Source organism: Pseudoxanthomonas japonensis, assembly GCF_010093445.1.
GTDB classification, from domain to species: domain Bacteria; phylum Pseudomonadota; class Gammaproteobacteria; order Xanthomonadales; family Xanthomonadaceae; genus Pseudoxanthomonas_A; species Pseudoxanthomonas_A japonensis.
Window position 1 is genome coordinate 140571 of record NZ_PDWW01000002.1, and the last position, 14430, is coordinate 155000.

Genomic DNA, 14430 nt, shown 5'->3' on the forward strand with positions numbered 1-14430 from the left:
GCACGGGACGTCGGCCACGCCCGCGCCAGCGGAGAAACGGATTGTTGCGCGTGGATCAGCCGCGACGCGAGGCCAGCCGGTCGGCCAGCCTAGTCGGCTCGGGCAGGCGGTAGCCGCGCAGCGTGCGCAGCACCCGGTCCAGTGCGCCTTGCATCGAGACGCGATGGCCGGGCGAGACGATCAGCGGATTGCAGCGCGGCTTGCTGCGCAGCACCCAGCCGATATGGTCGCCGCGATGGACCAATGGCGTGTGTTCGCCCGCCGAAGGGCCGGGCGCTTCATGCTTGCCGCACAGCACGTTCTTCGCCACGCCGATGCTGGGCAGGCCGGTGGCCACGCCGAAGTGCGCGGCGATGCCGAGCCGGCGCGGATGGGCGATGCCCTGGCCGTCGACGAAGGCGAGATCGGGTGGGTGCGGCAGCCGTGCCAGCACGGCGACCAGCGCCGGCAGCTCGCGGAAACTCAGCAGCCCGGGCACGTAGGGCATGGAGGTCGGCATCCGCACGATCTCCGACGCGACCGGCTGCAGGGTGTCGGCCGCCAGCAGGATGGCGGCGGCGCGGGTGGTGGCTCCCTCGTCCTCGAAGCCGACATCGAAGCCCGCCAGCCAGCGCGGCGTCTCCCGTACGTCGTCGCGCAGGGACACCTCCGCCGCCAACCTTTCCTGCATCCGGCGCGCCTCGACGATGCTGCCGTCCCAGTCGCCGAACGCCGTACTCATGGCGACGATGGGGCACCGTAGCGCCCGACCTCCAGCGTCGCGCGGCCGTCGCTGCCGATGCGGACGATCGACAGGCGGTCGTACTCGCGGTCGTCCATCGGTGCCGTTTCGCAACCGCACAGCGCCGCCACCAGGTCCGGCACCGTGTTGCTGTGGCCGACCACGAGTACCGTGCCGCCACGATGCGACTGCTTCCATTGTGCGGCGATCTCGCTGGCCGGACCGCGCGCGTAGTACGCCGTGACCGGCAGCGCGCGGGCGTCGGCGCTGGGCTGCGCGGTCTGCTGCGTGCGGCGGTATTCGGTGGCGTACGCGGCCACCAGCGGCGCACCGCGCAGGCGCTCAGCCAGTGCGACGGCGCGCGCCTGGCCGACGGCGGAGAGGCTGGGATTCTCGGGATCGTCGGTCGCCTTTTCCGCATGGCGCACCACGATGAAGGTCAGCGGTGCCGACGCATCCTGCGTGGGCGCGGTGCTGCAGGCAGCCGCCAGCGAGGCCAGCAGCAGCGCGAAGGGAAGGCGGAACCGGTGCGGCAGGCGCATGGTGATCCTGGTGGCGGAGGGACGGAAGCCGAGCGTGCAACGGCCGCCATGGCGGCGCAAGCGGCGTCCTCACGGGGCGGCCGCTACGATAGGCGCCGATCCGTGAAGAGGGAGAGACCATGCGCAAGTGGCTGCGGCGACTGGGCATCGCCGTGCTCGTGCTGGGGGTAGCCTCCGGCGTGGCGCTGTACAGCTACGGCCGCTTCGCCGAGGGCGCGCGTGGCCCGGCATCGCAGGCGCTGCCGACCGCGGCCGATGCCACCACGCTCGACCGTGCCATCGCGCCGCTGCTGCGCGAGCGCGGCGGGCAGAGCGGCATGGCGCTGCTGTCGGACAACCTCGACGCGTTTACCGTGCGCGCCGCCACCGCGCGCGCCGCGGGCCGCAGCCTGGACCTGCAGTACTACATCTGGAACCACGACTTCACCGGCAACCTGCTGAGCTATGAAGTGCTGCGCGCTGCCGATCGCGGCGTGCGGGTCCGCCTGCTGCTGGACGACATGACCGCGCACGGCAAGGACTCGCACCTGGCGGCGCTGGACGCGCACGCGAACATCGAGGTGCGGCTGTTCAATCCTTCGCGCAGCCGCGCCGGCGTGCTCGGCCGCGCCACGGAGATGCTGCTGCGGCCGATGGCGATGAACCGCCGCATGCACAACAAGGCGTGGATCGCCGATGGCCGCGTGGCGGTGGTGGGCGGTCGCAATGTGGGTGACGAGTACTTCGATGCCGCCGCGCAGACCAACTTCATGGACCTGGATGCCGTGCTGATCGGGCCCGCTGTCGCGCAGACGTCGGCGATCTTCGACGACTTCTGGAACAGCGCCTCGGTGATCCCGTTGTCGGCCCTGACGACGGCAGAGCCCGATGCGCTGGAAAAACTGCGCGAGAATGGCGACGCCGGTTACCGGTCTGCCCAGGCGGCGGACTACGTCGCGCGGCTGCGCGGCACGCCCGGCGTGCGCGCGCTGGTCGGTGGCAACGCACTGCACTGGCTGGACGAAGTGGGCGTGTATTCCGACCCGGCCTCGAAGGGACAGGGCGAGGGACAGGGCCAGTGGCTGGTGCACCGGCTGGGCAGGGCGATGGGCGAGGCCAAGCGCGAGTTGCGCGTGATCTCGCCGTACTTCGTGCCGGGAACGGAGGGCACGCGCTGGCTGGTCGGCAAGCGCGCGGAAGGCGTCGATGTCAGCGTGCTGACCAACTCGCTGGCGGCCAACGACGTGATGGCGGTCCACGGTGGCTACGCCCCGTACCGCATGCCGTTGCTGGAGGGCGGCGTGGACCTGTTCGAACTGATGCCGCATGGGCAACAGGACAGCAGCCTGTTCGGTTCCAGCGGCGCCAGCCTGCACACCAAGGCATTCGCGGTGGATGGCGAAGGCGGCTTCATCGGGTCGTTCAATCTGGACCCGCGCTCGGTCAACCTCAACACCGAGATGGGCGTACTGTTCCGCGACCGCAGCGCGGCCGCGGCCCTGCTGCGCAGCTACGAGGCGAAGATCGCCGCCGACAGGAGCTATCGCGTGCGCCTGCAGGACGGCGCACTGCGCTGGGAGGATGCCTCGACGCAACCGCCGCGTGTCTGGGACCGCGAGCCGGAAGCCAGTGTCTGGCGTCGCTGGACCGCGCGCGCCGTAGGTTGGCTGCCGGTCGAATCGCAGCTGTAGCGCTCAGGCCTCGCGCAGCGCGGTATCGCGCATCAGGCGTTCGAACACGCGGAACACGTCCGCATCGATCTTCTCGTCCTGCTCCGCATGCAGGATGCGCATCGCCGCGTCGTGCGCGCGTCCTTCGGCATACGGACGCCGCGTCGTCATGGCATCGTAGCTGTCGGCCACGCGCAGGATGCGCGCGCCCAGCGGGATGGCGGCCCCGGAAAGGCCGTCGGGATAGCCGCTGCCGTCGATGGCTTCGTGGTGATGGCGGATCAGCGTGGCGACCGCATTCGCATGGGGATGCCCGCTTGCCAGGAAGATCCGTTCGCCGAGTTCGCTGTGTGCCTGGATCGACGGCCAGTCCTCGTCGGCGACCGGCCCGGTATGCAGCAACACGCGGTCCGGCACGCCGATCTTGCCGACGTCGTGGAAATGCGCGGCGAGCTCCAGCTGTTCGAGCTGGTCCGCATCCAGGTCGAAGCACTGTCCCAGCGTCCGCGCGATGCGACCGGTACGGTCGCAGTGGCCGCGCGTGTAGGCATCGCGCACTTCGATGGCCAGGGCCAGCGCTTCCAGGGAACAGGCAATGTCGCTGAAGTCCGGGGCGGGGTCGAAGGTCACGGGCTTTCTCGGAAGGAAAGGGGAGGGGAGGTGCTCGTCGTGCGTGGGCTCAACCCGGCGCCAACGTCATCAGCAGCGCCTTCGCCGCATTGAAGCGGTCGGGCGCGTCCGGCAGCGGCACCTTGATGCGCAGCTTGTCGGGTCCGTCCATGGTGTACAGCTTGGGTTGCTTCTGGATCAGCTGGATCACCGCCATCGGGTCGATCTTCGGCTTGGCCTCGAACACGATGCGGCCCCCGTGCTCGCCGAGCTCCAGCTTGCGGATGCCCATGTCGTTCGCGGCCAGTTTCAGTTCCGCGGTGGCGAACAGGTACTTGGCCGGATCCGGCAGCAAACCGAAGCGGTCGATCATCTCCACTTGCAGGTCGCGCAGTTCCTCCTTGTCGCGCGCGCTGCTGATGCGCTTGTACAGCGTCAGGCGCGTGTGCACGTCGGGCAGGTAGTCGTCGGGAATCAGCGACGGCACGTTCAGTTCGACCTCGGCGCCGCGTCGCTCCTGGCCCAGGTCGACGTCGGGCAGGTGGCCGGCCTTGATCGAGCGCACCGCGCGTTCCAGCAGTTCGGTGTACAGGCTGAAGCCGACCTCGGCCATCTGCCCGCTCTGGTCTTCGCCCAGCAGTTCGCCGGCGCCACGGATCTCCAGGTCGTGCGTGGCGAGGGTGAAGCCTGCGCCCAACTCGTCCATCGACGCGATCGCTTCCAGCCGGCGTTGCGCGTCGGCGGTGATGCTGCGCTTGTCCGGCACCACCAGGTAGGCATAGCTGCGATGGTGCGAACGGCCGACGCGGCCGCGCAGCTGGTGCAGCTGCGCCAGGCCGAACTTGTCGGCGCGGTTCATGATGATGGTGTTGGCGTTGGGGATGTCGATGCCCGACTCGATGATGGTCGTGCACAGCAGCACGTTGAAGCGCTGCTTCTGGAAATCCAGCATCACCTGTTCCAGCTCGCGCTCCGGCATCTGTCCGTGCGCCACGCCGATGCGCGCTTCCGGCACCAGCTCCTGCAGCTCGCGCTGCATGCGGCCGATGCTCTCGACGTCGTTGTGCAGGAAGTACACCTGGCCGCCACGCGACAGCTCGCGCTGGAAGGCTTCCTTCAGCAGCGCCGCATCCCACGGGGTCACGAAGGTCTGCACCGCCATGCGGTTGGCCGGCGGCGTGGCGATGATGGACAGGTCACGCAGACCGGCCATCGCCATGTTGAGCGTGCGCGGGATCGGCGTGGCGGTCAGCGTCAGCAGATGCACGTTGGCGCGCAGCGCCTTCAGGGCTTCCTTCTGGCGCACGCCGAAGCGCTGCTCTTCGTCCACTATCACCAGGCCGAGGTCCTTGAACTTCACGTCCGGCTGCAGCAGGCGGTGCGTGCCGACGATGACGTCCAGCGTGCCCTCGGCCAGCTTCTCCAGTTCCGCCTTGATCTCCTTGGCGGTCTTGAAGCGCGACAGCACCTCGACCTTCAACGGCCAGTCGGCGAAGCGGTCGCGGAAGTTGCGGTAGTGCTGCTCGGCCAGCAGCGTGGTCGGCACCAGCACGGCGACCTGCTTGCCGGCGCTGGCAGCGGCGAAGGCGGCGCGCACGGCGACTTCCGTCTTGCCGAAGCCGACGTCGCCGCACACCACGCGGTCCATCGGCTGGCTGCTGGCCAGGTCGCGGATCACCGATTCGATCGCGTGATGCTGGTCGGGCGTCTCCTCGAACGGGAAGCCGGCGGCGAACGGTTCGTACATCGCGCGGTCCAGGTGCAGGGCGAGGCCGGCACGGGCCTGCCGGCGCGCCTGGATCTCCAGCAGTTCGGCGGCAACGTCGCGGACTTTTTCCGCTGCCTTCTTCTTGGCCTTCGCCCAGGCTTCGCCGCCGAGCGAATGCAGCGGCGCGGTTTCCACCGACGCGCCCGAGTAGCGGCTGATCAGGTGCAGTTGCGCGACCGGCACATACAGGCGGTCGCCCTTGGCGTATTCGATCTCGAGGAACTCGCCCGGCATGCCGCCCACGTCCATCGCGATCAGGCCGCGATAACGGCCGACACCGTGATCCTCGTGGACGATGGGCGCGCCCTCGGTCAGTTCACCGAGGTCGCGGATGATCGCTTCCGGCTCGCGGCCGGTGCGCTTGCGGCGGTGCGCCTGCGTGGCGCGCTCCGGGAACAGCTGGCGCTCGGTGAGTACCGCGATGCGCGGATCGTCCAGCGCGAAGCCGTCGGCCAACGGGGCGACAGCGATGGCGAATCTGACCGCGTCATTCCCGCGCAGGCGGGAACCCAGTGCCTTTGCGCTTTCGTCGGTACCGCCCAACGTCGCTGGGTCCCCGCCTGCGCGGGGATGACGATCTGAAACAAACTCGGTGAAACTTCCGATCACCTCCGGCTTCAACTCCGCCGCCTGCAGCACTTCCAGCAAGGCCTCGCGACGACCGGGCGAGTCGGCGGCGATCAGCACGCGCCCGGGGTAGTGGCCGAGGAACGACTTCAGCGCCTCGCCGGCGGGTGCATCCTTCGCCGCCACCGGCAGCGGCGGCAACGGCTGTTCGCCCAGCGGCAGTGCATCGGCGTGACGGCTGTGCTGCGCACCGCAGACTTCGATGCGGGCGCGCTGGTTGAGCTGCTCGCGCAGGCCGTCCGGCGACAGGTACAGCTCGTCCGGCGGCAGCAGCGGACGTTCGATGTCGTGGCGGCGCTGCTCGTAGCGGTTGCGCGTCTGTGCCCAGAACGCCTCGGCCGCCTCACCGAAGCCCTCGGTCAGCACGGGCAACGCGGTCTGCTGCAGGTAGTCGAACAGGGTCGAGGTCTGGTCGAAGAACAGCGGCAGGTAGTACTCCACGCCGGCCGGCGCCAGGCCGGACTTCAGGTCCTGGTACAGCGCGCTGCGACGCGTGTCGACATCGAAGCGGTCGCGCAGCAGCGTCATCGCGCGCTCGACCGAGCGTTCGTCCAGCGGCACTTCGCGGCCGGGCAGCAGCTGCACGGCATCCGTCTTGTCGAGCGAGCGCTGGCTTTCCGGGTCGAAGTGACGGATCGAGTCGATGGTGTCGTCCAGCAGTTCGATGCGCAGCGGCGCCTCGGCGCCCATCGGGTAGACATCCAGCAGGCCGCCACGCACGGCGAAGTCGCCTGGGTCCAGTACCTGCGGCACGTGACGGTAGCTTGCCGCTTCCAGCCGGCGCTTCTCGGCGTCGAAGTCCAGCCGCTGGCCAACGCGGTAGTCGAAGCTGCCGCCGACGATGTGGCGCAGCGGCGACAGCCGTTGCATCAGGGTCTGCACCGGCACGATCACGATGCCGCGCACCAGCGTGGGCAGGCGGTGCAAGGCGGCCAGGCGCTGCGAGACGATGTCCGGATGCGGACTGAACTGGTCGTAGGGCAGGGTTTCCCAGTCGGGAAACGGCACCACGGGCAGGTCGGCGTCCGTGCCGAGCAGCGTATGCAGGTCGGCTTCCAACTGGTGCGCTTCGTGGTTGTCGCGCGCTACAACCAGCAGTGGGCCGTCGTGCGCATGGGCGGCAGCGGCGATGGACCACGCCAGCGCGGTCGGCGAGGCAGGTGCGCGCCACCAGGCGCGGGACTGGCCGCCACGGGGCAGCGGGGGAACGGGCAGGGGGCTTTTCTGGGCGTCGGTCATGGGTACATAAAACAACGGCAGCGCCGGACACCGTGGGGTGCCCAGCGCGAAGGGACGCGCAGTTTACCAAGCAGGCCCGTGCAGGCCGCTCACACGCCGCAACGGATCATTCCGCCGTCAGCGGGTCGATCACCTCGGCGACGACGGAAATACGGTCGACGGGGAAACCGCCACGACGCGAATGCTCCAGCACAAGGTCTTCGTTCGGCGCGCGGTACACGCAATAGATCCTGTCGTCGGTAACGTAGCTGTGTTCCCACTGCACCCGTGGGCCCAGCTCGTCCAGGGCGCGGCATGACGCCTGCGAGACGGCCTTCAGTTCGGCCGGCGTCATCAGGCCTGCGCCTTCGACGTCGCGTTCGATCAGGTAACGGGGCATGCGGCCTCCCGGTGGCGCATCGCGAACAGCGCCCTCACCGGGAAACACGCGGGAAACAGCGGGTTTGGGCCGACCGCCGGTCGGCGCGGCTCAGGGACCGTCGTTCAGATCCAGCACCACGCGGACCAGGCCGGAGCCGTCGTTCTCGCGTACGCGCTTGAAGCCCAGCGATTCGGCCAGCGCCAGCATCGGCAGGTTGGTGTCGAGCACATCGCCGTACAGGCGATCAAGCTTCTTCGAGCGTGCCCACTTGGCCAGTTTGCGCATCAGGTGGCGGCCCAGGCCCTGGCCGGCGATGAAGTGGCTGACCAGGATCGCGAACTCCGCATCGCGGGTGCGCGAGACCAGGGCCGCGCGCGCCACCGCGCCGACCAGCGCCTCGCCGGGCGGCAGCGCTTCGGCGGCGACCAGCGCGAACTCCGTGTTGGGGTCGGGGTGGGTCAGGCGCTGCGCCATTTCCGGCGTCAGCTCCTTCAGCGCGTACATGAAGCGGTGCCGGATCTCTTCCGGCCCCAGCAGCCCGAACGCGCCCTGGATGGGACCGGCGTCCTCGGGCCGGATCGGCCGGATCAGCAGTTCGCGCCCACTGGGCAGGCGGAAGTGTTCATGCCAGGGAGGAAGGCGTTTTGGCGCAGTCATGGCGTGATGCTCGCATGAAATCCGGAAAGGCCGCGAGGGCCGGGGCGCCGCCGGTTCAGGCCCCGTGGCGTTTGCCGCGCAGGCGCGAGACCGCTGTGACGACGGCCACCACCACCGCACCGGTGAGCACGCCGACGCCGGCATTGAACAGACTGCCCCACAGCCAGCCGAGCTCGCCCTCGGCATACGGCTGGATGACGTGGTGCAGCGCCGGGATGCTGTGGACGAGGATGCCGCCGCCAACCAGGAACATCGCTGCGGTGCCGGCGATGGACAGGAACTTCATCAGGTAGGGCGCGCTGTACAGGATGCCGCGGCCGAAGGCGCGCTTGAAGCGCGCCCAGCCGCTGTCGCGCGTGTCCGCCGACAGCGCCAGGCCGGCATCGTCGAGCTTGACGATGCCGCCGACCAGGCCGTACACGCCCACGGTCATGATGGCCGAGATCGCCACCAGCGTGAGCACCTGTTCCGGGAACGTGCGGCCGGCCAGCGTGCCCAGCGAGATGACGATGATCTCCGCCGACAGGATGAAGTCGGTGCGGATCGCGCCGCGCACCTTGTCCTTTTCGAACGCGACCATGTCGACGTTCTGGTCCTGCATCGCGGCCACGCGCTCGGCATGGCGCTGGTCGTCCTCGCCCTTGTGCAGGAACTTGTGCGCCAGCTTCTCCACGCCCTCGAAGCAGAGGAACGCGCCACCCAGCATCATCAGCGGCGTCACCAGCGGGACGTTGTAGCCGCGGCCGTGCAGCCAGGTTTCCAGCGCGCTGATCGCCAGCGCGGCCGGCACCAGGATGGCCTTGTTGACCATCGATCCCTTCGCTACCGCCCACACCACCGGCAGCTCGCGGTCGGCCCGCACGCCGGTGACCTGCTGCGCATTGAGCGCCAGGTCGTCGCCCAGCACGCCGGCCGTCTTCCTCGCCGCCACCTTGGTCATCACCGACACGTCGTCGAGCAGCGTGGCGATGTCGTCGATCAGGGCGAACAGGCTGGATCCGGCCATGGAAAGGTGTCGTGCAGGGAAAGGAAGGGGCGATTCTCGCACAGCCTTCCGGCGGTGCTGTGTGAGCGCGACGCGAGCGTCAGGTCGGCTGCCGCAGCCACTCGAGCCGATGGCTCGCGCCGGTCTCGCCCAGCGTGGAGGCGAGCACCGGCAGGACCGGGGCCAACGCCTGGTCCAGCTGCCACGGCGGATTGATCACCAGCATGCCGCTGCCGTTGAGGCGCAGGGGAGAGTCGTCGGGGCGCACCTGCAGTTCGGCGACGAACGCGCCCTTGGTCGGCAACGCGGCGGCCTTGCGGAAGAACGGCAGCAGGCTGCGCCGCTGTTTGATGGGGTACCACACCATATAGGTGGCGGCCGGCCAGCGCTCCAGCGCATCGCGCAGCGATGCCAGGATCTGCGGGTACTCGGCGTCCTGCACTTCGTACGGCGGGTCGATCAGCACCAGCCCGCGGGCGATGCGCTGTTCGCCGATGCGCGGCGGCAGCAGTGCCTTCATCGCGGCGTAGCCGTCGCGTGCATGCACGACGACGCGGTCGTCGTCGGCGAATACCTCGCGCAGCGCCTGCGCCTCTTCGGGCTGCAACTCGCACGCCGCCAGCCGGTCCTGCGCGCGCAACGCCTGCGCGACCAGCAGGGGTGAGCCGGGATAGGTGATCAGGGCGCCGACCGGATTGTTGGCGACTACTGCGCGCAGATAGCGTTCGGCCGGGTCGGGCAGCCGGGCGGCCCCCATCAGCTTGAACACGCCACCGGCGGCTTCCGAGGTCTTGCGGCTTTCCATGCCGCCCAGCAGGTAGCGGCCGCGCCCGGCGTGGGTGTCGAGTACGAAGAACGGCGTGTCCTTGCGCTTCAGCGCATCGATGCAGGCCAGCACGACGATGTGCTTGAGGACGTCGGCATGGTTGCCGGCGTGGTAGGCATGGCGGTAATTCATGGCGCGCAGCATATATGCTTGCGCCATGCCCCGTGTACTGATTGCCGAAGACGAAACCGCCATCGCCGACGCCGTGCTGTATGCGCTGCGCAGTGAAGGCATCGAGGCCGACCACTGCCTGTTGGCGCGCGAGGTGGTGCCGCGCGTGCGCGCCGGCGGTGTCGACGTGGTGGTGCTGGACGTGGGCCTTCCCGATGCCAGCGGCTTCGATGTGTGCCGTGAGCTGCGCGGCTTCAGCGACGTGCCGGTGATCTTCCTCACCGCGCGCAACGACGAGATCGACCGCGTGCTCGGCCTGGAACTCGGCGCCGACGACTACGTCACCAAGCCGTTCTCGCCACGCGAACTGGTGGCGCGCGTGCGTGCCCGCCTGCGTCGTGCCGGTGCCAGCGCGGCGCAGGCGAGCGCTGGCGACTGGGTCGCGCGCGGCGAGTTCGCCGTCGACCGAGACGGCCACCGCATCCGCTACCGCCAGCAGCTGCTGGACCTGACCCGCTACGAGTACGCCTTGCTGGACGCGCTGCTGCAGCGGCCCGGCGCCATCCTCAGCCGGGCCCAGCTGATGGACCGCGGCTGGGACAGCGATGCCGACAGCGCCGACCGTACCGTCGATACCCACGTGAAGACCCTGCGCGCCAAGCTGCGCGCCGCCGGTGCCGACCCCGACCCGATCCGCACGCACCGCGGGCTGGGTTACGCCATCGAGGCCTGAGATGCGGCTCGGGCTGAAGCTCGTCCTCGGCTTCTTCCTGATCGTCGGCATCGCCGCGTTCTTCGTGATGCGCGTGTTCGTCAACGAGGTGAAACCGGGCGTGCGCCAGGCGATGGAGTCGACGCTGGTCGACGCCGCCAACATGCTGGCCGAGATGGCCGCCGACGACCTGAAGGCAGGCCATATCGCCGACGGCGCCTTCGCCGGCAACGTCGCCGAAGCGCAGCAGCGCGACCCCAAGGCCTGGGTATGGCGCTTCCAGAAGCGCAGCGTGGATTACCGCGTCACCGTCACCGATGCGAAAGGCACGGTGGTATTCGATTCGCAGGGCCGCGACGTCGGCCGCGACAATTCGCGCTGGAACGACGTGTACCGCACCCTGCGTGGCGAGTACGGCGCGCGTTCCAGTGCGGAAGCGCCGGGCGACACGGCCAATACCGTCATGCATGTGGCGGCGCCCATCTACGATCCCGCCGACCGCGCCACGCTGATCGGCGTGCTGACGCTGTCGCAGCCGAACCGCAGCATCGAACCCTTCATCGTCGCCAGCCAGCGCAGCATCCTGCTGCGCGGCGCCTGGCTGATCGGCATTTCCGCATTGATCGGCGTGCTGATGACGTGGTGGCTGATGCGCGGCATCGGCGGCCTGAACCGCTATGCGCAGGCGGTCAGTGCCGGCGAGCCGGTCCCGCCGCCGCGACCGCGCACCGACGAGATCGGCGATCTCGGCCGCGCGCTGGAGACGATGCGCCGCAAGCTCGAGGGCAAGGCCTACGTCGAGCAGTATGTGCAGTCGCTGACGCACGAGATGAAGAGCCCGCTCGCCGCCATCCGCGGCGCGGCGGAACTGCTGCAGGAACCGCTGCCGGAGGCCGAGCGCCAGCGCTTCGCGCGCAACATCCAGACCCAGGAGCAGCGGCTGACCGAGACCATCGACAAGCTGCTGGCGCTGGCCGAGGTGGAGCAGCACGGCTGGTTGCAGCGGCGCGAACGCATCGACGTGGGTGCGCTCGCCAACGACGTGGTGCAGGACCTCGACGCGAAGCTGACGCCGCGGGACGTGACGGTAGAGCGCCTTCCGCAGGCCGGTACCTGGACGGTGGAAGGCGACGCCTTCCTGCTGCGTCGTGCGCTGACCAACCTGCTCGACAACGCCATCGCCTTCTCGCCGCAGGGCGGCAAGGTGGCACTGGCGGTCGTCGAGCATGACGGGCAGGTGCGTTTCGTCGTGCGGGACCGCGGTCCGGGTGTGCCCGATTACGCGCAGGAGCGGGTGTTCGAGCGTTTCTATTCGCTGCCGCGTCCCGATGGCGGGCAGCGGAGTTCCGGCCTGGGCCTGCCGTTCGTGCGTGAGGTGATGCGCCTGCACGGCGGCGAGGCCTCGCTGGCCAATCGCCCCGACGGCGGTGCGGAAGCGGTGATGTCGCTGCCGATGATCTGACGCGCTCATGTGTTCCCTTCTCCCCGCGAGCGGGGAGAAGGGGCCCGAAGGGCGGATGAGGGGCGCTTTCCCGTCGGATACCACAGCGCTGCCAGTGAGTTGAACGTTGGTCGTGCTCTGCAGTCCCCGTCCACGGACTCCGTTCGCCCCTCACCCGCCGTTGGCACCCTCTCCCCGTAGAACGGGGGAGAGGGACCATGACGAGCGTTAGCGCCACTTCACACAGCCTTCAAACACGCTCCCTGCCGGTTGCACCGAGCCACTGGACGATGCGTCCCGTATCCAACCGGGGCATCGACATGAAGTCATTGAAGTTGCTGTTGCGTTTCCTCACCGTCGGCGGGCTGGTCCTGCTGCTGCTCATTCCGCTGATGATGATCCGCGGCGTCATCCAGGACCGCGAGCTGTACCGTGCGCAGGCCGAGCATCGCGTCTCCCAGAGCATGGCCGGTCCCCAGCAGGTGGTCGGTCCCTTGCGTGTCGTGCCATGGCGCGAGGAGCGCGTCGTCAATGCCGTCAACGAGAACGGCAAGCCGGAGGTCCGCCGCGACGTGAAGGAAGGCTATCTGGTGCAGATGCCGACCAGCCTGGTGGTCGATGGCCGCCTGCAGCCGGGCGAGCGGCGCATCGGGCTGTACACCGTCAACGTCTACGAGTGGAAAGCCGCGATGAACGCCGACTTCGCGCCGCTGCAGGTACCGGCCGCGGACGGACGCAGCTACGGCCAGCCCTACGTCGTCGTCGGCATGGCCGACGTGCGCGGGCTGGTGGGGACGCCATCGCTGAAGGTGGATGGCGTGCCGCGCACGTTGGCGGCCGGCACGGGGGCGATGTCCTTGCGCATGGACGGCGTCCATGCCCTGATCGGCACGCCCGGCGCGTCGCTGCCGGCCAGCAGGGCGCAACTCGAGATGACGCTGGCCGGCACCCAGTCGATCGGCATTTCACCGATCGCGGACAGCAACGACATCACGATGAGCTCGCCCTGGCGGCAGCCGTTGTTCGGCGGCCGCTTCCTGCCCAACAGCAAGACATTGGACGGTACCGGCTTCACCGCCCGCTGGCAGGTGTCGTCGCTGGCCAGTGCCGCGCAGAGCCAGCTCGAATCGGCGTCGGGCAAGCTGACGCAGCCGCTGTCGCTGGGCGCCACGCCATCGGAGTACGTCGCCGATGACGGCAGCGCCTCCGCCATCGACAGCGCCGTGGTCAGCCTGGTGGATACGGTGGACGTCTACACGCAGGTCGATCGCGCCAGCAAGTACGGCATCCTGTTCGTGGTGCTGACGTTCGTCGGCTTCGCCCTGTTCGAACTGATCAAGCGGCTGCCGATCCATCCGCTGCAATACCTGCTGGTCGGCCTGGCACTGGCGGTGTTCTTCCTGCTGCTGCTCAGCCTGTCCGAGCACATCGCGTTCTGGCAGGCCTACCTGGTCTCCGCCGCCGCATGCATCGGGTTGCAGTTCTTCTACCTGTCCGGCGTGCTGCAGAGCTGGCTGCGCGCCGCGGGCTTCGCCACGATGCTCACCGCGCTGTATGGCGTGCTCTACCTCCTGCTGAAGTCGGAGAACAACGCGCTGCTGATGGGCTCGCTGCTGCTGTTCGGTATCCTGGCCGTCATCATGTGGGTCACCCGCAAGGTCGACTGGTATGCGCTGGGCACCGAACTGCGCTGAGGACCGGACGATGCTGGATCTCGCCACCCTGCACCGGCGCGCCTGTCGCGTGCTGCCGCCCCGGATCGACACCTGCCGCGTCGTGCTCGACGTGGCAGGCGAGGCGGGACTGACGGCGTTGCTGCTGCCGCTGCGCCACCGGCATCGCGGCACCATCGCATTCGAACTGTCATCCTCGACGCGGCAGGCGCTGGACGCGTGTCCACGGGTGTTCCTGCAGGACGCGTGCGTGGCCAGGGAAGGCCTCGCGCGCCACGGCGCGCCGCTTGCCTACGAACCCTGGCGGCCGTTGCCGCAAGGGTCGTCGAACGGTTTCATCACCCGCAGTCGTGATGGCCGCGTGCGCCTGCAGCTCGATCCCGCACGGGGACTCGCGCTGTATGCGTGGGACGACCATCGCGGCGACACCTTCATCCACTGAGTTCGCCCCGGCCGGCGGCGTGCCCGGATCTCCACGGAGGGAGCCGGGCACGTCGCCGGCCTCTTTG

Annotated in this window: 13 protein-coding genes; 5 read left to right on the top strand and 8 right to left on the bottom strand. The window is 69.1% G+C overall.

The features are described from left to right. Window positions 1–55: 55 nt before the first annotated feature. Both nfi and CSC78_RS02475 read right to left on the bottom strand, forming a co-directional pair. Complete coding sequence (gene nfi / locus CSC78_RS02470) at window positions 56–721, bottom strand: deoxyribonuclease V (RefSeq protein WP_162336328.1); 666 nt, start codon at window positions 719–721, stop codon at window positions 56–58. Then, window positions 718–1323, bottom strand: a complete 606-nt coding sequence (locus tag CSC78_RS02475) for a SixA phosphatase family protein (protein WP_162336329.1) — start codon at window positions 1321–1323, stop codon at window positions 718–720. The genes nfi and CSC78_RS02475 overlap by 4 nt, the downstream gene beginning before the upstream one ends. 59 nt (window positions 1324–1382) lie before the next feature. On the opposite strand from CSC78_RS02475, the gene CSC78_RS02480 reads away from it, so the two are divergent. Beyond that, window positions 1383–2933: a phospholipase D family protein gene (locus tag CSC78_RS02480; RefSeq protein ID WP_162336330.1), complete on the top strand. Its 1551-nt coding sequence runs from the start codon at window positions 1383–1385 to the stop codon at window positions 2931–2933. A gap of 3 nt (window positions 2934–2936) precedes the next feature. On the opposite strand, the gene CSC78_RS02485 is transcribed toward CSC78_RS02480, so the two are convergent. From CSC78_RS02485 to CSC78_RS02510, 6 genes are all read right to left on the bottom strand, one after another. Then, complete coding sequence (locus tag CSC78_RS02485) at window positions 2937–3542, bottom strand: HD-GYP domain-containing protein (RefSeq protein WP_162336331.1); 606 nt, start codon at window positions 3540–3542, stop codon at window positions 2937–2939. Window positions 3543–3591: 49 nt separating this feature from the next. After that, window positions 3592–7155 (bottom strand): transcription-repair coupling factor, encoded by a 3564-nt coding sequence (mfd, locus tag CSC78_RS02490; RefSeq protein WP_162336332.1) that lies wholly within the window; start codon window positions 7153–7155, stop codon window positions 3592–3594. A 106-nt stretch (window positions 7156–7261) separates the two neighbouring features. Next, on the bottom strand, window positions 7262–7534 hold the full coding sequence (locus CSC78_RS02495) for a DUF4242 domain-containing protein (protein ID WP_162336333.1): 273 nt from the start codon (window positions 7532–7534) through the stop codon (window positions 7262–7264). Between the two features lie 90 nt (window positions 7535–7624). After that, on the bottom strand, window positions 7625–8173 hold the full coding sequence (locus tag CSC78_RS02500) for a GNAT family N-acetyltransferase (RefSeq protein ID WP_162336334.1): 549 nt from the start codon (window positions 8171–8173) through the stop codon (window positions 7625–7627). Between the two features lie 55 nt (window positions 8174–8228). Then, window positions 8229–9179, bottom strand: coding sequence for a DUF808 domain-containing protein (locus CSC78_RS02505; protein WP_162336335.1), 951 nt, complete (start codon window positions 9177–9179; stop codon window positions 8229–8231). 79 nt (window positions 9180–9258) lie between these two features. Beyond that, window positions 9259–10116, bottom strand: coding sequence for a 23S rRNA (adenine(2030)-N(6))-methyltransferase RlmJ (locus tag CSC78_RS02510; RefSeq protein ID WP_162336336.1), 858 nt, complete (start codon window positions 10114–10116; stop codon window positions 9259–9261). Window positions 10117–10141: 25 nt separating this feature from the next. Here CSC78_RS02510 and creB point away from each other — a divergent pair, with 25 nt between their 5' ends. From creB to CSC78_RS02530, 4 genes are all read left to right on the top strand, one after another. Further along, window positions 10142–10828: a two-component system response regulator CreB gene (gene creB / locus CSC78_RS02515; RefSeq protein WP_379608553.1), complete on the top strand. Its 687-nt coding sequence runs from the start codon at window positions 10142–10144 to the stop codon at window positions 10826–10828. Window position 10829: 1 nt separating this feature from the next. Beyond that, entirely contained in the window at window positions 10830–12269 is a 1440-nt protein-coding gene (creC, locus tag CSC78_RS02520; protein WP_162336338.1) for a two-component system sensor histidine kinase CreC, read from the top strand. A gap of 299 nt (window positions 12270–12568) precedes the next feature. Continuing rightward, window positions 12569–13942 (top strand): cell envelope integrity protein CreD, encoded by a 1374-nt coding sequence (creD, locus tag CSC78_RS02525; protein WP_162336339.1) that lies wholly within the window; start codon window positions 12569–12571, stop codon window positions 13940–13942. Window positions 13943–13952: 10 nt separating this feature from the next. After that, complete coding sequence (locus tag CSC78_RS02530; RefSeq protein ID WP_162336340.1) at window positions 13953–14363, top strand: hypothetical protein; 411 nt, start codon at window positions 13953–13955, stop codon at window positions 14361–14363. Window positions 14364–14430: the final 67 nt, after the last annotated feature.

What these genes read in the sequence shown, in the direction of transcription:
- creD (WP_162336339.1), top strand. Translation starts at nt 12,569, where the DNA reads ATGAAGTCATTGAAGTTGCTGTTGCGTTTCCTCACCGTCGGCGGGCTG.
- CSC78_RS02480 (WP_162336330.1), top strand. Translation starts at nt 1,383, where the DNA reads ATGCGCAAGTGGCTGCGGCGACTGGGCATCGCCGTGCTCGTGCTGGGG.
- CSC78_RS02510 (WP_162336336.1), bottom strand. Translation starts at nt 10,116, where the DNA reads ATGAATTACCGCCATGCCTACCACGCCGGCAACCATGCCGACGTCCTC.
- creC (WP_162336338.1), top strand. Translation starts at nt 10,830, where the DNA reads ATGCGGCTCGGGCTGAAGCTCGTCCTCGGCTTCTTCCTGATCGTCGGC.
- CSC78_RS02495 (WP_162336333.1), bottom strand. Translation starts at nt 7,534, where the DNA reads ATGCCCCGTTACCTGATCGAACGCGACGTCGAAGGCGCAGGCCTGATG.
- CSC78_RS02530 (WP_162336340.1), top strand. Translation starts at nt 13,953, where the DNA reads ATGCTGGATCTCGCCACCCTGCACCGGCGCGCCTGTCGCGTGCTGCCG.
- nfi (WP_162336328.1), bottom strand. Translation starts at nt 721, where the DNA reads ATGAGTACGGCGTTCGGCGACTGGGACGGCAGCATCGTCGAGGCGCGC.
- CSC78_RS02505 (WP_162336335.1), bottom strand. Translation starts at nt 9,179, where the DNA reads ATGGCCGGATCCAGCCTGTTCGCCCTGATCGACGACATCGCCACGCTG.
- mfd (WP_162336332.1), bottom strand. Translation starts at nt 7,155, where the DNA reads ATGACCGACGCCCAGAAAAGCCCCCTGCCCGTTCCCCCGCTGCCCCGT.
- creB (WP_379608553.1), top strand. Translation starts at nt 10,142, where the DNA reads ATGCCCCGTGTACTGATTGCCGAAGACGAAACCGCCATCGCCGACGCC.
- CSC78_RS02500 (WP_162336334.1), bottom strand. Translation starts at nt 8,173, where the DNA reads ATGACTGCGCCAAAACGCCTTCCTCCCTGGCATGAACACTTCCGCCTG.